Here is a 15,415-nt window from a genome sequence, read left to right as displayed (position 1 = left end):
GCCGGCCTATGCCACGCTTCGCCCGGCCAAGTCTCGCCTTGACCTGCGCCGCGTCGGATCGGAAGCAGGGGGCATGATCACCGTCGTCCTGCCGACCCGCGACAGCGCCGCGCGCCTGGTCCACGTCCTGCCCCTGTTGGTGCCCGCCGCCGTCGACGGCCTGGTCAAGGCGGTGGTGTTCGCCGACGCCGGCTCCACCGACGCCACCCTGGCCATCGCCGAGGACAGCGGAGCGCGGGTGGTGACGGTCCAGGGCGATGTCGGAACGCGCCTGGCGGCCGGCGTCGCGACGGTGCGGAGCGCCTGGATCCTGGCGCTGGGCGAGGACCTGGTCCTGCCGGAAGCCTGGCGCACGCCCGTCGAGGCGCACCTGGCGGGCGGCGGCGGCAAGCCGGCCTGGATCGCGGCTCCGGGAATGCTGGGCTTGGCGGGACGACCGCTGGCGGTGCTGGCTTCGCGTGAATCCGTCGAGGCGGCGAGCGGCTTCAAGCCTGGCGGCGATCCGCTGAGCGCGCTGCTGCGGCGTTTGAAGCCGAAGGCCGTGCGATTGCGCACTTAGAATACGCCGCTCTTCGAAATGAGTTCGTCGTTTCGGAGATCAAGCTCGAAGCAGCGCCGCGACGACAAGCGCTGACGGATCGGCGCCGTACGAGTTCCAAGCGGCGACGCTCGGGTGTGTCAGCGTCACCACTTGGATGCCGGATGGCGCCTGATGGGTACAACTGGTCCAGCGACGGCCGTTGTCTTCAGACCAACGCTCCACAGGCTCATGGGCGGAAAGCATCTCTCGCGCCCAGGCGCCAGCCGTTCCGCCCATGCAAGCGACCACCGCCACGCCCAATGTCCGGATGACCTGGTCATGGACCGGCCAGCTGGCATGGAGCAAAGCGGATTTATCGCGTGCGAGATCAGACTCGCGGCTGGATCGCACGAAGACGACGTTTGAGGCCGGAACGCTGCGCGCATCATGGCCAACACGCTTGAGCAAATGGAGGACCCTCGGCTGAAGGGTCGCGGTTCCTGGCGCCCGTCCACGCCAAGACTCGTCGGTATAGGCGGACCAATCGTGTTCGGGCCGTGCTTTCGCCGCGACGATCGATCGGGAGATGGTCTCCTCCGCCTGCCTGACGGGGTCACCGCCGGGATTCAAACCCAGGAGATAGAGAGGGCGCTTGCCGTTGAAGGCTGAGCGGCCGGAGTAGAAGACCCTCCCGGATCGCTCATGAAGATATGCTGGAACAAGCTTCAGAAACTCGTCGTGCATCAATCCACCCCGTGGTGCTTGGGCGACGATGCAAACCGGTTCGCATCGCGACAACCGAAGGTCGGCGGCCCGCTGCCCACAGCTGAGGCTTCAGCGAGTCCGTTGGAAGCGATCTCAGCGCCTGGGGAGTCCCACCGCCGCCCTACTGATCCAGCCGAAAATCGATCACCCGCGCGCCGCTGGCCACGGCGTCCAGGGTCTTGGTCTCCGCGCCCATCAGCTTGCGATAGGTCCAGTACGAGGCCATGACCTTTTCGACGTAGTTGCGGGTTTCCTGGGCCGGCAGGCTTTCGATCAGCAGCAGCGGGTCGCAGTCGGCGCCGCCCAGCTGTTCCTGGGTCTTGATCAGGGTCCCCGGGCCGCCGTTATAGGCCGCCACGGCGCGGAACAGGTCGGGACTCTGCAGGCCCCGGTCCATCAGCCAGGTGAAGTAGTCCTGGCCGACCCGCAGGTTGAAGCTGGGATCCAGCAGCGGGCTGGTGTCGGCCAGCAGCTTGTCGTCACCGGCGGCGCGGGCGGCGGCGATCGGCATCAGTTGCATCAGGCCCACCGCGCCGGCGCCCGACATGGCGTAGGGGTCGAAGCGGCTTTCCTGGCGCACCAGGGCGTAGACCATGGCCTTGTCGATCGTGAAGCCGCCTTTCGGCGTCAGCGGGGGCAGGGGATAGTCCTCGCCGCCGATCCGCTTGACCGGGCGGCCGGCGTTCAGCGGGGCCTTTTCGTTGAGGGCCAGGGCCAGGTCGGTCCAGTCGCCCCGGGCCTTGGGATCGTCGCTGGCCAGGGCCAGGCCGGCGCGCAGCTCCTGGCCGGCCTCGCTCCAGCGGCCGATCTGGGCCAGGGCGGCGGCGCGGCGGGCGCGCGGGTCGGCGGCCAGCAGGCGGGCCAGCGAGGCGGTGTCCGGCCCTTCATAGGAGACCTTGGTCAGCAGGGCGGCGATCGGGTCGTCCTGGGCCAGGGCCTGGCCGGCCAGGGCCAGCTGGCGGGCGGCGATCATGCCGTAGAAGGTGTTGGGCGCGCGGGCGGCCAGGCCGAGCAGGTCCTCGACGTCGCGCGACTGGCCGCCCGAGGCCGCCGAGCGCGCGGCCCAGAAGGCGGCGGCCGAACGCAGCCATTCGTCCTGGCCCTCGTCGTCGGCGACGCGCTCGAAATAGGTCTGGGCCTGGGCGTACGACTGCAGGCGGAAGGCGGCGAGACCGGCGATCCAGGGCTCGCCGGCGGCCTGGGCCAGGGTCAGGGCCTTCTTCACCTCGCCGGAATAATAGGCCTCGCGGGCGGCGCGGGCCCGGTCGGTCGGGGCCGAGGCCTTGGCCCCGCTGACGAACAGGACTGGGACCTTCGGGGCGGGCGCGCGGGCCGGCTTGCGCTTGACGGCCAGGGCATAGACTCGCTCGGCGCCGGCCTGGTCGCCATAGGACGCCAGCCAATCGGTCAGCTCGTCATAGCTGGCCGCGTGGGCGGTCGGATGCATGATCCTGGCAAAGTCCAGCGCGCCGCGCAGGCTCTTGTCGCGGGCGTTGGCCTGGGCGGCTTCGGCGGCGTCGAAATCCCCATGGTCGGCGGCGGCGAAGGCGGCGCGATAGAAGCGGGCGTCGGCTTCCGACAGCGGCTCAAGCGTCGAAGCGCGGGCGCTCAGGGGGACGCTGAAAGCGACCGTGAGGCAAAGCACGAAGGCCGAGAACACGGCCAGAGGGCGAGCTAAAAGCTGCAATGCGTTTGCGCGCCCTTGCCTCGACGAGGCTCCCCGACGCGTCCCGTGTCCAACTGGTCGCCCGAATCTCTAATTGGGACGCTCCGGACGATCAAGCCTCTCGCTGAGCATAAGCATGTCGGTCCAGGCCTTCTTCTTGGCCGCCGGCTGGCGCAGCAGGAACGCCGGATGCAAGGTGGGCAAGGCCGGAAGCTCGGTTTGGCCGTCGCTGGAGGTCCATTCGAACCATCGTCCGCGCAGCGACAATATGCCTTCCTCGCGCTTCAGCAGGCTCTTGGCCGAGGCGCCGCCGACCAGCAGCAGCATCTTGGGCTGCACCAACTGAATCGCCCGCTCCAGGAACGGCGCGCAGACCGCCTGCTCCTGCGGGGTGGGGGTGCGGTTGCCGGGCGGGCGCCAGAAGACGGTATTGGTCACGAAGGCGCGGTCGAGCACACCGGCGGCCTTCAGCGTCCGATCGAGCAGTTGACCGGCCCGGCCGACGAACGGCGCGCCCTGCAGGTCCTCGTCGGCGCCGGGAGCCTCGCCGATGATCATCAGCGGGGCGTCGGCCGGGCCGCGCGAGACCACGGCCTGGCGGGCGCCCTGGGTCTTCAGCGGACAGCCGTCGAAGGCGGCGATGGCGGCGGCCAGGGCCGACAGGTCGGCGCAGGCGGCGGCCAAAGCCCTGGCCTCGGCGACGGCGGCGCCCAGGTCGGGGCCGCGCCCGAAGGCCGGCGCGGCCAGGGGAGCGGCGGCGGCCGGGGCGGGGGGGTCCTTGCGGGCCCGCAACAGGGCCGCGCCCTCGGCCAGCCGGTCGATCGGATCGTCCGCGTACGACGCCTCCACGCCCGCATCGGCCCAGAAGGCGAGCAGGCTTTCCACGGCGCGCGGATCGACGGCGATGTCCATGCGCTTCTCTTAGTACGAAGTTTCGCGGGTCGCCACGTCGGGCCTGCGCTGCATCGCAGCAAAAACATCTGTTTATTCTTGACCACCGGTGCGTCAGCTCACGATAAGCTTCGACTCAAACAGCGAGAACGCGGGCTGAGTGCGCCCGGGGCGGGAGATGCCATGAGCGAAGAGCTCGAACGCGAGTCGATGGAATACGACGTCGTCATCGTCGGCGGCGGACCGGCCGGCCTGTCGGCCGCCATCCGGCTCAAGCAACTGGCGGCCAAGGCCGGGACCGAGGTCTCGGTGGCCGTGCTGGAAAAGGGCTCGGAGGTCGGCGCCCACATCCTGTCGGGCGCGGTGATCGATCCCAGGGGCCTGACCGAGCTGTTCCCCGACTGGAAGGACCGCGGCGCGCCGCTGGAGACCCCGGTCACCAAGGACGTCTTTCGCCTGCTGGGGCCCTCGGGCGATCTCAGCCTGCCGATGTTCGCCATGCCGCCGTTCATGCACAACCACGGCTGCTACATCGCCTCGCTGGGCAATGTGAGCCGCTGGCTGGCGACCCAGGCCGAGGAACTGGGCGTGGAGATCTATCCCGGCTTCGCGGCCTCGGACCTGGTCTGGAACGAGGACGGCTCGGTCAAGGGCGTGGTGGTGGGCGTCGTCGGCGTGGCCAAGGACGGCCACCACAAGCCCGACTACAATCCCGGCATGGAACTGCATGGCAAGTACGTGTTCATCGCCGAGGGCGTGCGCGGCTCGCTGGCCAAGCAGCTGATCGCCAAGTTCGACCTGTCCGCCGGCAAGTCGCCGCAGAAATTCGGCCTCGGCATCAAGGAGCTGTGGCAGGTGCCGCCCGAGAAGCACCAGCCGGGCCTGGTCGAGCACACCACCGGCTGGCCGCTGGACAACCAGACCGGCGGCGGCAGCTTCATGTACCACTTCGGCGACAACTACGTGTCCATCGGCTACGTGGTCCACCTGAACTACAAGAACCCCTGGCTGTCGCCGTTCGACGAGTTCCAGCGCTTCAAGCACCATCCGGCGGTCAAGCCGCACCTGGAAGGCGGCAAGCGCATCGCCTATGGCGCGCGGGCCATCACCGAGGGCGGCTACCAGTCGGTGCCGAAGCTGACCTTCCCGGGCGGCGTGCTGATCGGCTGCTCGGCCGGCTTCGTCAACGTGCCGCGCATCAAGGGCAGCCACAACGCGGTCAAGACCGGCATGCTGGCCGCGGACGCCGCCTTCGAGGCGCTCTCCGCCGGACGCGCCGGCGACGAGCTCACCGCCTATCAGGATCTCTACGAAAAATCCTGGGTGGCCAAGGAGCTGAAGGTCGTCCGCAACGCCAAGCCGCTGCTGGGCAAGTTCGGCACCGCCCTGGGCGGGGCGCTGGGCATGTTCGACATGTGGGTGGCGCACCTGTTCGGCGGCTTCTCGTTCTTCGGGACGATCGCCCACGACAAGACCGACGCGGCCTCGACCGGCCTGGCCAAGGACTACAAGCCGCTGGTCTATCCCAAGCCGGACGGCGTGATCAGCTTCGACAAGCTGAGCTCGGTGTTCATCTCGGCCACCAACCACGAGGAAGACCAGCCCGCCCACCTGAAGCTGAAGGACCCGTCGGTCCCGATCGCGGTGAACCTGCCCCAATACGGCGAACCGGCCCGGCTGTACTGCCCGGCGGGCGTCTACGAGGTGCTCTATAATGAGCAGGGGACCGATCCGCGCTTCCAGATCAACGCCCAGAACTGCGTCCACTGCAAAACCTGCGACATCAAGGACCCGTCGCAGAACATCGTCTGGACCACGCCCGAAGGCGGCGGCGGGCCGAACTATCCGAACATGTAGCGGGCTCTCAAAGCCTCTTGAAAGCCGCGGGGCGCGGTCCGAACTCTCGGACCGCGCCTTTTTGTTGCGGCGCGCCCGGAAACCGATGAGGGTGCGGACATGACGCGTATCCAGCTGCTTCTCGCCCTTGTTTCGGCCTCGGCCCTGACCGCCTGCGCCGCCACCGCTCCCGGTCCGGACCTGCGCGGCGACGTCGCGACGGACCCCGGCTGGGGCTCCAGCCGCTCGGCCTATGGCCAGTTCCTCGCCGGGCAGGCGGCGCTGCAGGGCGGCTCGAACGCCCAGGCGGCGACCTATTTCGACGAGGCGCGCCAGCTGGACGTGGATCCGGGCGTGCTGGCCGACAGGGCCTTCACCGCCGCCTTGCTGGCCGGCGACGTCCAGCGCGCGGCCGCCATCGCGCCGCGCGGGACCGACGCCAACGAACAGGTGCGCCGCCTGGGCGTCCTGACCCGGGTGGTCGACCTGATGGCCAGCGGCAAGGGCCGCGACGCCCAGACCCTGCTCAAGACCGAGACCCTGGGCTTTCCCCATCGCCCGGCCGCGGTGCTGCTGGCCCCCTGGCTGGCGGCCGCCGCGGGCGACAACAACGGGGCGGTGGTCCGTCCGGAGCTGCAGGGCGACCGGTTCGTGCAGTATTTCGGCCAACTGAGCCAGGCGCGGCTGTTTGAGCGCGCCAAGCGCTACGACGAGGCCGAGACCGACTACAAGGCGCTGATGGCGATCGAGAACGCCCGGGCCCTGTTCATCGAGGACTACGGCGCGTTCCTGGAGCGCCGCAAGCGGCAGGCCGACGCGGTGGCGCTGTACGACGAGGCCCTGGCCCGCGACCCGGACGATCAGGGTCTGCAGAAGGCCCGGGCCCGGGCGGCGGCGCGCGGCCCGGCGCCGGCCATGCCCACCGAAAAGCAGGGCGCGGCCCACATGCTGGTCGCCTGCGCCGCCAGCTTCGCCAGCGAGCGCCAGAGCCAGTTCGGCCTGGCCTATCTGCGCCTGGCCCTGCGACTGGACCCCAAGCGCGACGACGCCTGGCTGCTGGTCGGCGACCTGCTGGCCCAGGACGACGACCAGCCCGGCGCGCGCGACGCCTACGCCAAGGTGGCGCCGACCTCGACCCGCTACGTGGCGGCCCAGTCCAAGCTGGCCTGGAGCTACCAGACCGCCGGCGAAAAAGACAAGGCCGTGGCCCTGGCCCAGCAGGCGGCCGTCGCCGCCCCCAAGGATCGCGACGCCCAGATCACCTATGCCGACCTGCTGCGGGCCAACGAGCGCTGGGCCGACTCGGCGGCCGCCCTGGATCCGCTGATCGCCAGCCAGGGCGACAAGCCCGACTGGCGCCTGCTCTACATGCGCGGCATCGCCCTGGAGCGGGCCGGACGCTGGAACGACGCCGAGCGCGACCTGCTGACGGCGGTCAAGCTCAGCCCGGACGAGCCGGACCTGCTGAACTATCTGGGCTATTCGTGGATCGACCGCGGGGTGCGCCTGCCCGAAGCCATCGTCATGGTCCAGAAGGCGGTCGACGCGCGCCCGCAGTCGGGGGCCATGCTCGACTCCTTGGGCTGGGGCTACTACCGCCAGGGCGACTACAAGACCGCCGTGGCCAAGCTGGAGCAGGCCGTCGAGCTGGAACCGGGTGATCCGGACGTCAACGGCCACCTGGGCGACGCCTACTGGCGCATCGGCCGGCGGGTCGAGGCGCGCTACCAGTGGCAGCGCGTGCTGAGCCTGGAGCCCGACGCCAAGCAGAAGGCCGAGGCCGAGGCCAAGCTGAAGGACGGTCTGGACGGTCCGCCGGCCAAGGTGGCCTCAGCGGGCTAGCGCCGCTTCGATCCCCCGGATAGACCCGGCGATCACGACTGTCAGAGCTCAAGGGCCCGCCATGCGCCTCGACGCCTTCGCCCCGGCCAAGGTCAATCTGTTCCTGCACGTCGGCGGACCCGACGCGGCCGGCTATCACCCGATCTCCAGCCTGATGCTGTTCGCCGATGTCGGTGACCGGGTGCGGCTGCAGGCGGCGGACGCGCCCAGCTTCGAGGCGATAGGGCGGTTCGGCGGCGAGGTCCCCCTGGACGACGGCAACCTGGTGGTGCGGGCCGCCAACGCCCTGCATGCCCGGCTGGGCGGACCGGTTCCGCCGTTCCGCCTGGTCCTCGACAAGGCCCTGCCGATCGCTGCGGGCCTGGGCGGGGGCTCCAGCGACGCCGGTGCGGCCCTGAGGCTGCTGCGCGAGGCCCTGGCCCCCGACCTGTCCGACGTCGACCTGGAAGCCGTCGCCGGAAGCCTCGGCGCGGACGGCGCGGCCTGCCTGTGGGGCGCGCCGGTGATGGCCCAGGGCCGGGGAGAGCGCCTGTCGCCAGCGCAAGCCCTGCCTGAGCTGCACGCCGTGCTGGTCAACCCTCTGGTCCCGTCGCCGACCGGCGCCGTCTACCGCGCCTATGACGCGGCCGTGGCGCCCGAAGGCGAAGCCGCGCCGCCGCTGCTGGACGGGCTGGCCAGCGTCGAGGAGGTCTGCGCCTGGCTGGCCGGCTTCACGCGCAACGACTTGCAGGCGCCCGCCGTGGCCCTGGAGCCGCGCATCGGCCAGGTCCTGGACCTGCTGGCCGGCGAGCCCGAGACCCTGCTGGCCCGGATGTCCGGTTCCGGCGCCACCTGTTTCGCCCTGTGCGCCGGCGACATCGAGGCCGAGGGCCTGGCCGAACGGATCGAGCAGATGCGGCCCGACTGGTGGGTCAAGCGCTGCCGGCTGGGCGGGCCGTTCTAGGCGTCGGTCCTTCCCCCATGGGGAGGTATCGGCGAAGCCGACGGAGGGGGGAGTGGTTGGCAGATGGCCACGACCCGGATCGACGATCCCAATCCTCCCCCAACCGGCCTTCGGCCACCTCCCCACAGGGGGAGGAAATATAGAGAAAGGGCCCGGAAGCCGAAGCTTCCGGGCCCTTTCCTTGGACCGAACCTGACCCCAGCCTTAGCTGTGGTAGGCGCGTTCGCCGTGTTCGGAGATGTCCAGGCCTTCTTCTTCGGAGTCCGGCGAAGCGCGGAGACCGATGACCAGCTTGATCACGAAGAACACGATGGCCGAGGCGATGGCCGACCAGATGATGGTCACGCCGACGGCCTTGACCTGGGCCATCACCTGGGTGGCCAGGCTGTAGACGGCCGTGTCGCAGGTCGAGATGTCGCCGTCCTTGGCGCAGCTGGCGTAGTCGACGACGCCGGCGCCGCCCCAGGCGGGGTTGACCAGCAGGCCGGTGCCGATGGCGCCGACGATGCCGCCGACGCCGTGGATGCCGAAGGCGTCCAGGCTGTCATCGTACTTCAGCGCGTTCTTCACGACCGAGCAGAAGAAGATGCAGATCGGCGAGACGACCAGGCCCAGGATCAGCGCGCCCATCGGGCCGGCGAAACCGGCGGCCGGGGTGACGGCGACCAGGCCGGCCACGATCCCCGAAGCCAGGCCCAGGGCCGACGGCTTCTTCTTGGTGACCCACTCGACCACGATCCAGGACAGGCCAGCGGCGGCGGTGGCGACGAAGGTGTTGATCATCGCCAGCGAGGCGTAGCCGTTGGCTTCCAGGTTGGAGCCGGCGTTGAAGCCGAACCAGCCCACCCACAGCAGGCCCGCGCCGACCAGGGTCAGGGTCAGGGAGTGCGGCGGCATCGGCTCTTTGCCGTAGCCCTGGCGCTTGCCCAGGATGATGGCGCCGACCAGGGCCGCGATGCCGGCGTTGATGTGGACCACTGTGCCGCCAGCGAAGTCCAGGGCGCCGAAGCTCCAGCTCAGGCCGGCCTTGATCGGGTCGGTCGGGTGCAGGGCGATGGCGTCGGGGCCGGGCCACCACCAGACCATGTGGGCGATCGGGTAGTAGGAGAGCAGGGGCCACAGGATGGCGAACACCACCATGGCCGAGAACTTGAAGCGTTCCACCAGCGACCCGACGACCAGGGCGGCGGTGATCGCGGCGAAGGTCGACTGGAAGACGATGAAGGTCAGTTCGGGGATGACGACGCCGGTCGAGAACGTGGCGACGTTGCTGGCGGGGGTCACGCCGTTGAGGAACAGCCGACTGAAGCCGCCGACGAAGGTGTCCAGTCCGCCGCCGTCGGTGAAGGCGAGGCTGTAGCCCCACAGCACCCAGGCGACGATGCCGATGATGCCGACCGTGGAAACCTGCATCATGGTCGACAGCATGTTCTTGGAGCGGACCAGGCCGCCGTAGAACAGGGCCAGGCCCGGGATGATCATCAGCAGGACCAGCAGGGACGAGACGAGCATCCAGGCGTTGTCGCCCTTGTCCATCTTGTCGACGATGGTCGGCGCGGCGGCCGGAGCCGCGGCGGGCGTGGCCGCCGGAGCGGGCGCGGCGGCGGCGGGCGCGGCCGCAGCGGCTGGCGCGGCCGTGTCCTGGGCGAAGGCGACGGCGCCCAGCGGGGCCCCCGCCAAGGTCGCGGCGAGCATCAGCCCGGCCAGCGGCTTAAAGTGCAGTCTCATCGTTGGTATCCCCTTTTCCCCGACGAATTACAAAGCGGCCGGGCCGGTTTCGCCGGTCCGGATGCGAACGGCTTCCTCGACATTGAGGACGAAGATCTTGCCGTCGCCGATCTTGCCCGTGGCCGCCGCGGCCTTGACCGCCTCGACCGCCTTGGCCGCCGACGCGTCGTCGACGACGGCTTCCAGCTTCACCTTCGGCACGAAGTTCACTTGGTATTCGGCGCCGCGATAGATCTCGGTCTGGCCCTTCTGACGGCCGTAACCCTTGACCTCGGACACCGTCAGGCCTTCGACGCCCGCAGCGACGAGCGCCTCGCGGACCTCGTCGAGCTTGAAGGGTTTGACGATCGCTATGATCAGTTTCATCCGCCTTGCTCCGACCCGCCGACTGAGCGGGCTCCCCTTAGAATTGGTTTTAGAGCGCGTTGCTCACTCGCACCGCGACACAGGCCCTTGAGTCCGCATCGTTTCCCCGGCGCCTTCACGCTATCGGTCGCGCTTCCGACATGGCTGTCGCGTGGTAGGGAATTGGAAACGAAAGGGACGAGGCGCCCAAGGTTTGTGCATCGAGGGTCTTGATTGCCTGGAAAGTGGGCGTTTCGCCCCTCGAAGGGGCGGGGTGGTCCAGCTTGTCGCCAAGCGTATACAATAGCCGGCCTTGCCGCGCTCCGGAGCCTCCGCCGCCCATGCCTTCCGTCTGGTTGAAGATCGCGCCCTGGTGCCTGCTGATCGCCTCGAACGTCTTCATGACCTTCGCCTGGTACGGCCACCTGAAGAACCGCGCGACGACGATGCTGGTCGCCATCTTCACCAGCTGGCTGATCGCCTTGCCGGAATACCTGCTGGCCGTGCCCGCCAACCGCCTGGGCCATAACGTCTACACCACCGCCCAGCTGAAGACCGGCCAGGAGGCGATCACCCTGGTGGTCTTCACGCTGTTCTCGGTCTTCTATCTGGGCGAGGCGATCAGCTGGAAGACGCTGGTCGGGTTCGGCTTCATCTTCGCGGGCGTGGCGATCGTGATGTTCTTCAAGTAGTGCGTTCACGACCCCGTGATCCGCGCAACGGAGTCGCAACGGAGTCTGGGGCCGAAACGCTGATGTGGTTGGATTTCCTTCGAAAAGGATCAGCCCGATGTTTGTGCGTATCGCTACCGCAGCCGCCGCCCTGGCGCTGATGTCCGGCGCGGCCATGGCCCAATCCACGGCTCCGTCGACAACGCCCCAGGCCACGCCCGAGACCGGCGCCCCGGTGAACCCGGATCCGACCGCCGCCGCGCCGGCCGACCAGACCCTGCCCGCCGACCCCAGCGCCGCGACCACGACGCCGACCGACCCCACCACCTCGATGGCGGCGCCGACCGGCACGGCCACCGACACCGCCGGCCGCGTCTCGTCGATGCCGGCCGAGCAGCAGGCGGGCCTCAAGGCCGGCGACCCCAACGTGACCTCCAACCCGCCGATCGCCGACACGCCGGAAAACCGCAAGCTCTACGGCGCGCCGCTGTCGCACGCCGGCAAGCGCAGCGCCGCCAAGGGCAACTAAGCCGTTCCAGCGGTCCAACATTGCTTGAAGCGCCAGTCGGCGGGCCCTATGGTCCGCCGACTTTTTTCTGGCCCTGTTCGGACCCTGATGTCTTCCAAACCCAAGTCCTTCCAAGACCTGATCCTGACGCTCCACGACTATTGGAGCGCCCAGGGCTGCGTGATCCTGCAGCCGCACGACGTCGAGGTCGGCGCGGGGACGCTGCACCCGGCCACGGTGCTGCGCGCCCTGGGGCCCAAGCCCTGGAACGCGGCCTACGTCCAGCCCTCGCGCCGCCCGGGCGACGGCCGCTATGGCGAAAACCCCAATCGCCTGCAGCACTATTACCAGTACCAGGTGATCCTGAAGCCGAACCCGCCGAACATGCAGGATCTGTACCTGGGGTCGCTGGAAGCCATCGGCCTGGACCTGCGCACCCACGACATTCGCTTCGTCGAGGACGACTGGGAGAACCCCACCGTCGGGGCCTGGGGCCTGGGCTGGGAGGTCTGGTGCGACGGCATGGAAGTCAGCCAGTACACCTACTTCCAGCAGGTGGGCGGGCTGGACGTCTCGCCGGTGGCCGGCGAGCTGACCTATGGCCTGGAACGTCTGGCCATGTACGTGTTCGGCGTCGACAACGTCTACGACCTGCCGTTCAACGATCCCGACGCGCCGCTGGGCCACCTGACCTATGGCGACGTATTCCTGGAGAACGAGCGCCAGCAGTCGGAAGCCAATTTCCACGGCTATGACGTGGCCGTGCTCAAGCGCCAGTTCGAGGACATGGAGCAGCAGGTGCCGCTGATGCTGGCCCGGTCCTACCAGGGCAAGGCCCTGGTGCTGCCCGCCTACGACATGGTCCTCAAGGCCAGCCACCTGTTCAACCTGATGAACGCCCGCGGCGCGATCGCCGTGGCCGAGCGCGCCAGCTACATCGGCCGCATCCGCGACCTCTGCAAGCTGTGCGCCAGCGCCTGGGTCGAACAGCAGGAAGCCGCGTGATGCGCGCCCTGATCTGCGTGGGGCTGGCCGCCCTGGCGCTGGGCGCCTGCGAACCGGCCCAGACCGCGCCTTCGCAGGGGCAGGACGCCGCCGCCGAGGACAAGGTCGTCAATTTCGGCGAGGACGACGCCGAGATGAACGCCGCCATCGCCGCGGCCCGCAAGACCCTGCCGGTGTTCTGGAAGCATCTCCAGGCCAAGCCCGACGAGGCGTCGTCGCTCAAGGTCGGCCTGGCCACCTCGAACGGCCACGAGCACATCTGGGTGTCCGACATTGAGGCCAAGGGCGACAAGATCACGGGCCGCCTGGCCAACGATCCCGACAACCTGCCGGGCCTGAAGCTGGGCTCGCCGGTCAGCTTCACCGAGTCCCAAATCTCCGATTGGGCCTACGCCAAGAACGGCAAGCTCTACGGCCACTACACCACCCGCGTCGTCGTCAAGCACATCGACCCCGCCGAAGCGGCCCAGGTGCGCGCGATGCTTTCCGAAAATCCTGTCGAGTCCGACGCATCCTGATGCCCCAACTGCTTCTCGAACTGTTCTCCGAAGAGATCCCCGCCCGCATGCAGGCCGGCGCCGCGCGCGACCTGGAGCGCATGGCGCGCGAGCACCTGGCCGCCGCCGGCTTCCTGCCCGAGGCGCTGAAGACCTTCGCCGGCCCGCGCCGCCTGACCCTGGTGGTCGAGGGGCTGCCGGTCGCCCAGGCCGACCGCAAGGAAGAGCTGAAGGGCCCCCGCGTCGGCGCCCCGCCGCAAGCCCTGGAAGGCTTCCTGCGCAAGGCGGGCCTGACCCAGGACCAGCTGGTCGAGCGCGACGGCGTGTGGATGGCCTTCCTCGACAAGAAGGGCCGCCCGACCACAGAGATCGTCGCAGAGATGGTCGAGGCGATCATCCGCGGCTTCCCGTGGCCCAAGTCGATGACCTGGGGAACGAGCAAGCTGCGCTGGGTGCGGCCGCTGAAGCGGATCCTCTGCGTGTTCGACCGCGAGGTCGTGCCGTTCGCCATCGAGGGGATCGAGGCCGGCGACGTCACCGAGGGCCACCGTTTCATGCGCGTCGGCTACGGCTGGGGCGGCCAGCCGTTCAAGGTTCGCGACTTCGACGAATACGCCAAGGGCCTGGCCGAGCACTTCGTGGTGCTGGACGTCGAGGAGCGCAAGGCGCGCATCCTGGAAGGCTGCAAGACCCTGTGCTTCGCGCGCAATCTCGAACTGGTCGAAGACCAGGGCCTGCTGGACGAAGTCGCCGGCCTGGCCGAATGGCCGACCCCGGTGCTGGGCGACATGGACCCGGCGTTCCTGGACTTGCCGGGCGAGGTGATCCGCACCTCGATGCGCACCCACCAGAAGTATTTCGCGGTCCGCGACCCGGCGACGGGCGGCTTGGCCCCGCACTTCATCACCATCGCCAACGTCCAGTCGGCCGACGGCGGCGCCGTGATCGCCCAGGGCAACGCCAAGGTGCTGAGCTCGCGCCTGTCCGACGCCCGGTTCTTCTGGGACGAGGACGTCAAGGTCGGGTTCGAGCCGTGGCTGGAGAAGCTGAACGGCGTGACCTTCCACGCCAAGCTCGGGACGATGGCCGAGCGGGTGGAGCGCATCGTCGCCCTGGCCGGCGAGATCGCGCCCCTGGTCGGCGCTGATGTGGCCAAGGCCAAGGAGGCCGCGCGGCTGGCCAAGGCGGACCTGGCCTCGCAGATGGTCGGGGAGTTCCCGGAACTGCAGGGCCTGATGGGCGGCTACTACGCCCGCGCCGCCGGCCTGGACCCCGAGATCGCCGACGCCATCCGCGACCACTACAAGCCGCAAGGCCCCTCCGACGCGGTCCCGACCGCGCCGCTGAGCGTGGCCGTGGCGCTGGCGGACAAATTGGACACGCTGGTCGGGTTCTTCGCGATCGATGAGAAGCCGACGGGGTCGAAGGACCCGTATGCGCTGCGGCGGGCGGCGCTGGGCGTGATCCGGATCATCCTGGCCGGAGTCAGGCTGCCTTTGACACGCGAGTTGGTTGTCGCCTGGATCTTCGCTTCAGAGGCTCGTGAGCGCGCTGCCATGGCGAAGCTCCCGCAGGTCGATGGCATTATTACCAAGCGTTCCGTCGGCATTACCTTCTCCGGCGCCGATGAGGCTGTCGAGGCCGCTGGATCCCGTGATCCAGAGGCGGAGAAGGGCATCCGTGAGCTGCTCGCCTTCTTCGCCGACCGCCTGAAGGTCACCCTCAAGGACCAAGGCAAGCGCCACGACCTCGTCGACGCAGTGTTCGCGCTCGGCGACGACGATCTGGTGCGCATCGTCGCCCGGGTCGAGGCCCTCGACCGATTCCTGACCACCGACGACGGCAAGAACCTGCTGGCCGGCTACAAGCGCGCCTCCAACATCCTCAAGTCCGAGGAGAAGAAGGGCTGGAAGGCTGAAGGCGGCCGCGAGATCCTGCCCGACGCCTCGGCCCCGGAAGTGCAGCTGCACGACGCCCTGCGGATGATCGAAAAGCCGCTGGCCGACGCCCTGGCGGCCGAGGACTTCACCGCCGCCATGCGCGAGCTGGCCGGCCTGCGCGGCCCGGTCGACGCCTTCCTGGACGGGGTGTTCGTCAATTCCGAGGTTCCGGCCGAACGCGACAACCGCCTGAAGACCCTGGCCGCCGTCCGCGACGCCATGGGCCAGGTCGCCGACTTCTCGCTGGTGGGCGGATAG

Annotated in this window: 14 protein-coding genes; 9 read left to right on the top strand and 5 right to left on the bottom strand. The window is 69.2% G+C overall.

Annotated elements, in window-relative coordinates; genetic code table 11:
• Positions 1–73: 73 nt before the first annotated feature.
• A complete protein-coding gene (locus J2X41_RS09745) occupies positions 74–559 on the top strand; it encodes a glycosyltransferase (RefSeq protein WP_310081482.1) in 486 nt (161 codons plus the stop codon).
• A 39-nt stretch (positions 560–598) separates the two neighbouring features.
• Here J2X41_RS09745 and J2X41_RS09740 read toward each other — a convergent pair whose 3' ends face one another.
• The 3 genes from J2X41_RS09740 to J2X41_RS09730 form a co-directional block, all read right to left on the bottom strand.
• Complete coding sequence (locus tag J2X41_RS09740) at positions 599–1,264, bottom strand: hypothetical protein (protein WP_310081479.1); 666 nt, start codon at positions 1,262–1,264, stop codon at positions 599–601.
• A 142-nt stretch (positions 1,265–1,406) separates the two neighbouring features.
• Positions 1,407–2,972 (bottom strand): lytic transglycosylase domain-containing protein, encoded by a 1,566-nt coding sequence (locus J2X41_RS09735; protein ID WP_310081478.1) that lies wholly within the window; start codon positions 2,970–2,972, stop codon positions 1,407–1,409.
• A 69-nt stretch (positions 2,973–3,041) separates the two neighbouring features.
• Positions 3,042–3,863 carry a uracil-DNA glycosylase gene (locus J2X41_RS09730; protein WP_310081477.1) on the bottom strand — a complete coding sequence of 274 codons (822 nt, stop codon included), beginning with the start codon at positions 3,861–3,863 and terminating at the stop codon, positions 3,042–3,044.
• A gap of 162 nt (positions 3,864–4,025) precedes the next feature.
• On the opposite strand from J2X41_RS09730, the gene J2X41_RS09725 reads away from it, so the two are divergent.
• The 3 genes from J2X41_RS09725 to J2X41_RS09715 all read left to right on the top strand — a co-directional run bounded on the left by J2X41_RS09725 (position 4,026) and on the right by J2X41_RS09715 (position 8,463).
• On the top strand, positions 4,026–5,699 hold the full coding sequence (locus tag J2X41_RS09725; RefSeq protein ID WP_310081474.1) for an electron transfer flavoprotein-ubiquinone oxidoreductase: 1,674 nt from the start codon (positions 4,026–4,028) through the stop codon (positions 5,697–5,699).
• A gap of 99 nt (positions 5,700–5,798) precedes the next feature.
• Complete coding sequence (locus tag J2X41_RS09720) at positions 5,799–7,520, top strand: tetratricopeptide repeat protein (protein WP_310081471.1); 1,722 nt, start codon at positions 5,799–5,801, stop codon at positions 7,518–7,520.
• Positions 7,521–7,581: 61 nt separating this feature from the next.
• Positions 7,582–8,463 (top strand): 4-(cytidine 5'-diphospho)-2-C-methyl-D-erythritol kinase, encoded by an 882-nt coding sequence (locus J2X41_RS09715; protein ID WP_310081468.1) that lies wholly within the window; start codon positions 7,582–7,584, stop codon positions 8,461–8,463.
• Positions 8,464–8,667: 204 nt separating this feature from the next.
• Here J2X41_RS09715 and J2X41_RS09710 read toward each other — a convergent pair whose 3' ends face one another.
• Positions 8,668–10,191: an ammonium transporter gene (locus tag J2X41_RS09710; RefSeq protein ID WP_310081466.1), complete on the bottom strand. Its 1,524-nt coding sequence runs from the start codon at positions 10,189–10,191 to the stop codon at positions 8,668–8,670.
• Positions 10,192–10,218: 27 nt separating this feature from the next.
• Entirely contained in the window at positions 10,219–10,557 is a 339-nt protein-coding gene (locus J2X41_RS09705) for a P-II family nitrogen regulator (protein ID WP_007665036.1), read from the bottom strand.
• A 320-nt stretch (positions 10,558–10,877) separates the two neighbouring features.
• On the opposite strand from J2X41_RS09705, the gene J2X41_RS09700 reads away from it, so the two are divergent.
• From J2X41_RS09700 to glyS, 5 genes are all read left to right on the top strand, one after another.
• Entirely contained in the window at positions 10,878–11,228 is a 351-nt protein-coding gene (locus J2X41_RS09700; RefSeq protein ID WP_310081464.1) for a DMT family protein, read from the top strand.
• 97 nt (positions 11,229–11,325) lie between these two features.
• On the top strand, positions 11,326–11,736 hold the full coding sequence (locus J2X41_RS09695) for a hypothetical protein (RefSeq protein WP_310081462.1): 411 nt from the start codon (positions 11,326–11,328) through the stop codon (positions 11,734–11,736).
• 84 nt (positions 11,737–11,820) lie between these two features.
• The gene (locus tag J2X41_RS09690) at positions 11,821–12,720 is read left to right on the top strand and encodes a glycine--tRNA ligase subunit alpha (protein WP_310081769.1); all 900 of its coding nucleotides are present in this window, start codon (positions 11,821–11,823) and stop codon (positions 12,718–12,720) included.
• Positions 12,720–13,238: a DUF2314 domain-containing protein gene (locus J2X41_RS09685; protein ID WP_310081460.1), complete on the top strand. Its 519-nt coding sequence runs from the start codon at positions 12,720–12,722 to the stop codon at positions 13,236–13,238. Before J2X41_RS09690 ends, J2X41_RS09685 begins: the two co-directional genes overlap by 1 nt.
• Entirely contained in the window at positions 13,238–15,415 is a 2,178-nt protein-coding gene (gene glyS / locus J2X41_RS09680; RefSeq protein WP_310081459.1) for a glycine--tRNA ligase subunit beta, read from the top strand. Before J2X41_RS09685 ends, glyS begins: the two co-directional genes overlap by 1 nt.

The organism is Caulobacter sp. BE254, from assembly GCF_031457295.1.
Classification (GTDB): domain Bacteria; phylum Pseudomonadota; class Alphaproteobacteria; order Caulobacterales; family Caulobacteraceae; genus Caulobacter.
This window is presented reverse-complemented; position numbering and strand designations above follow the sequence as displayed.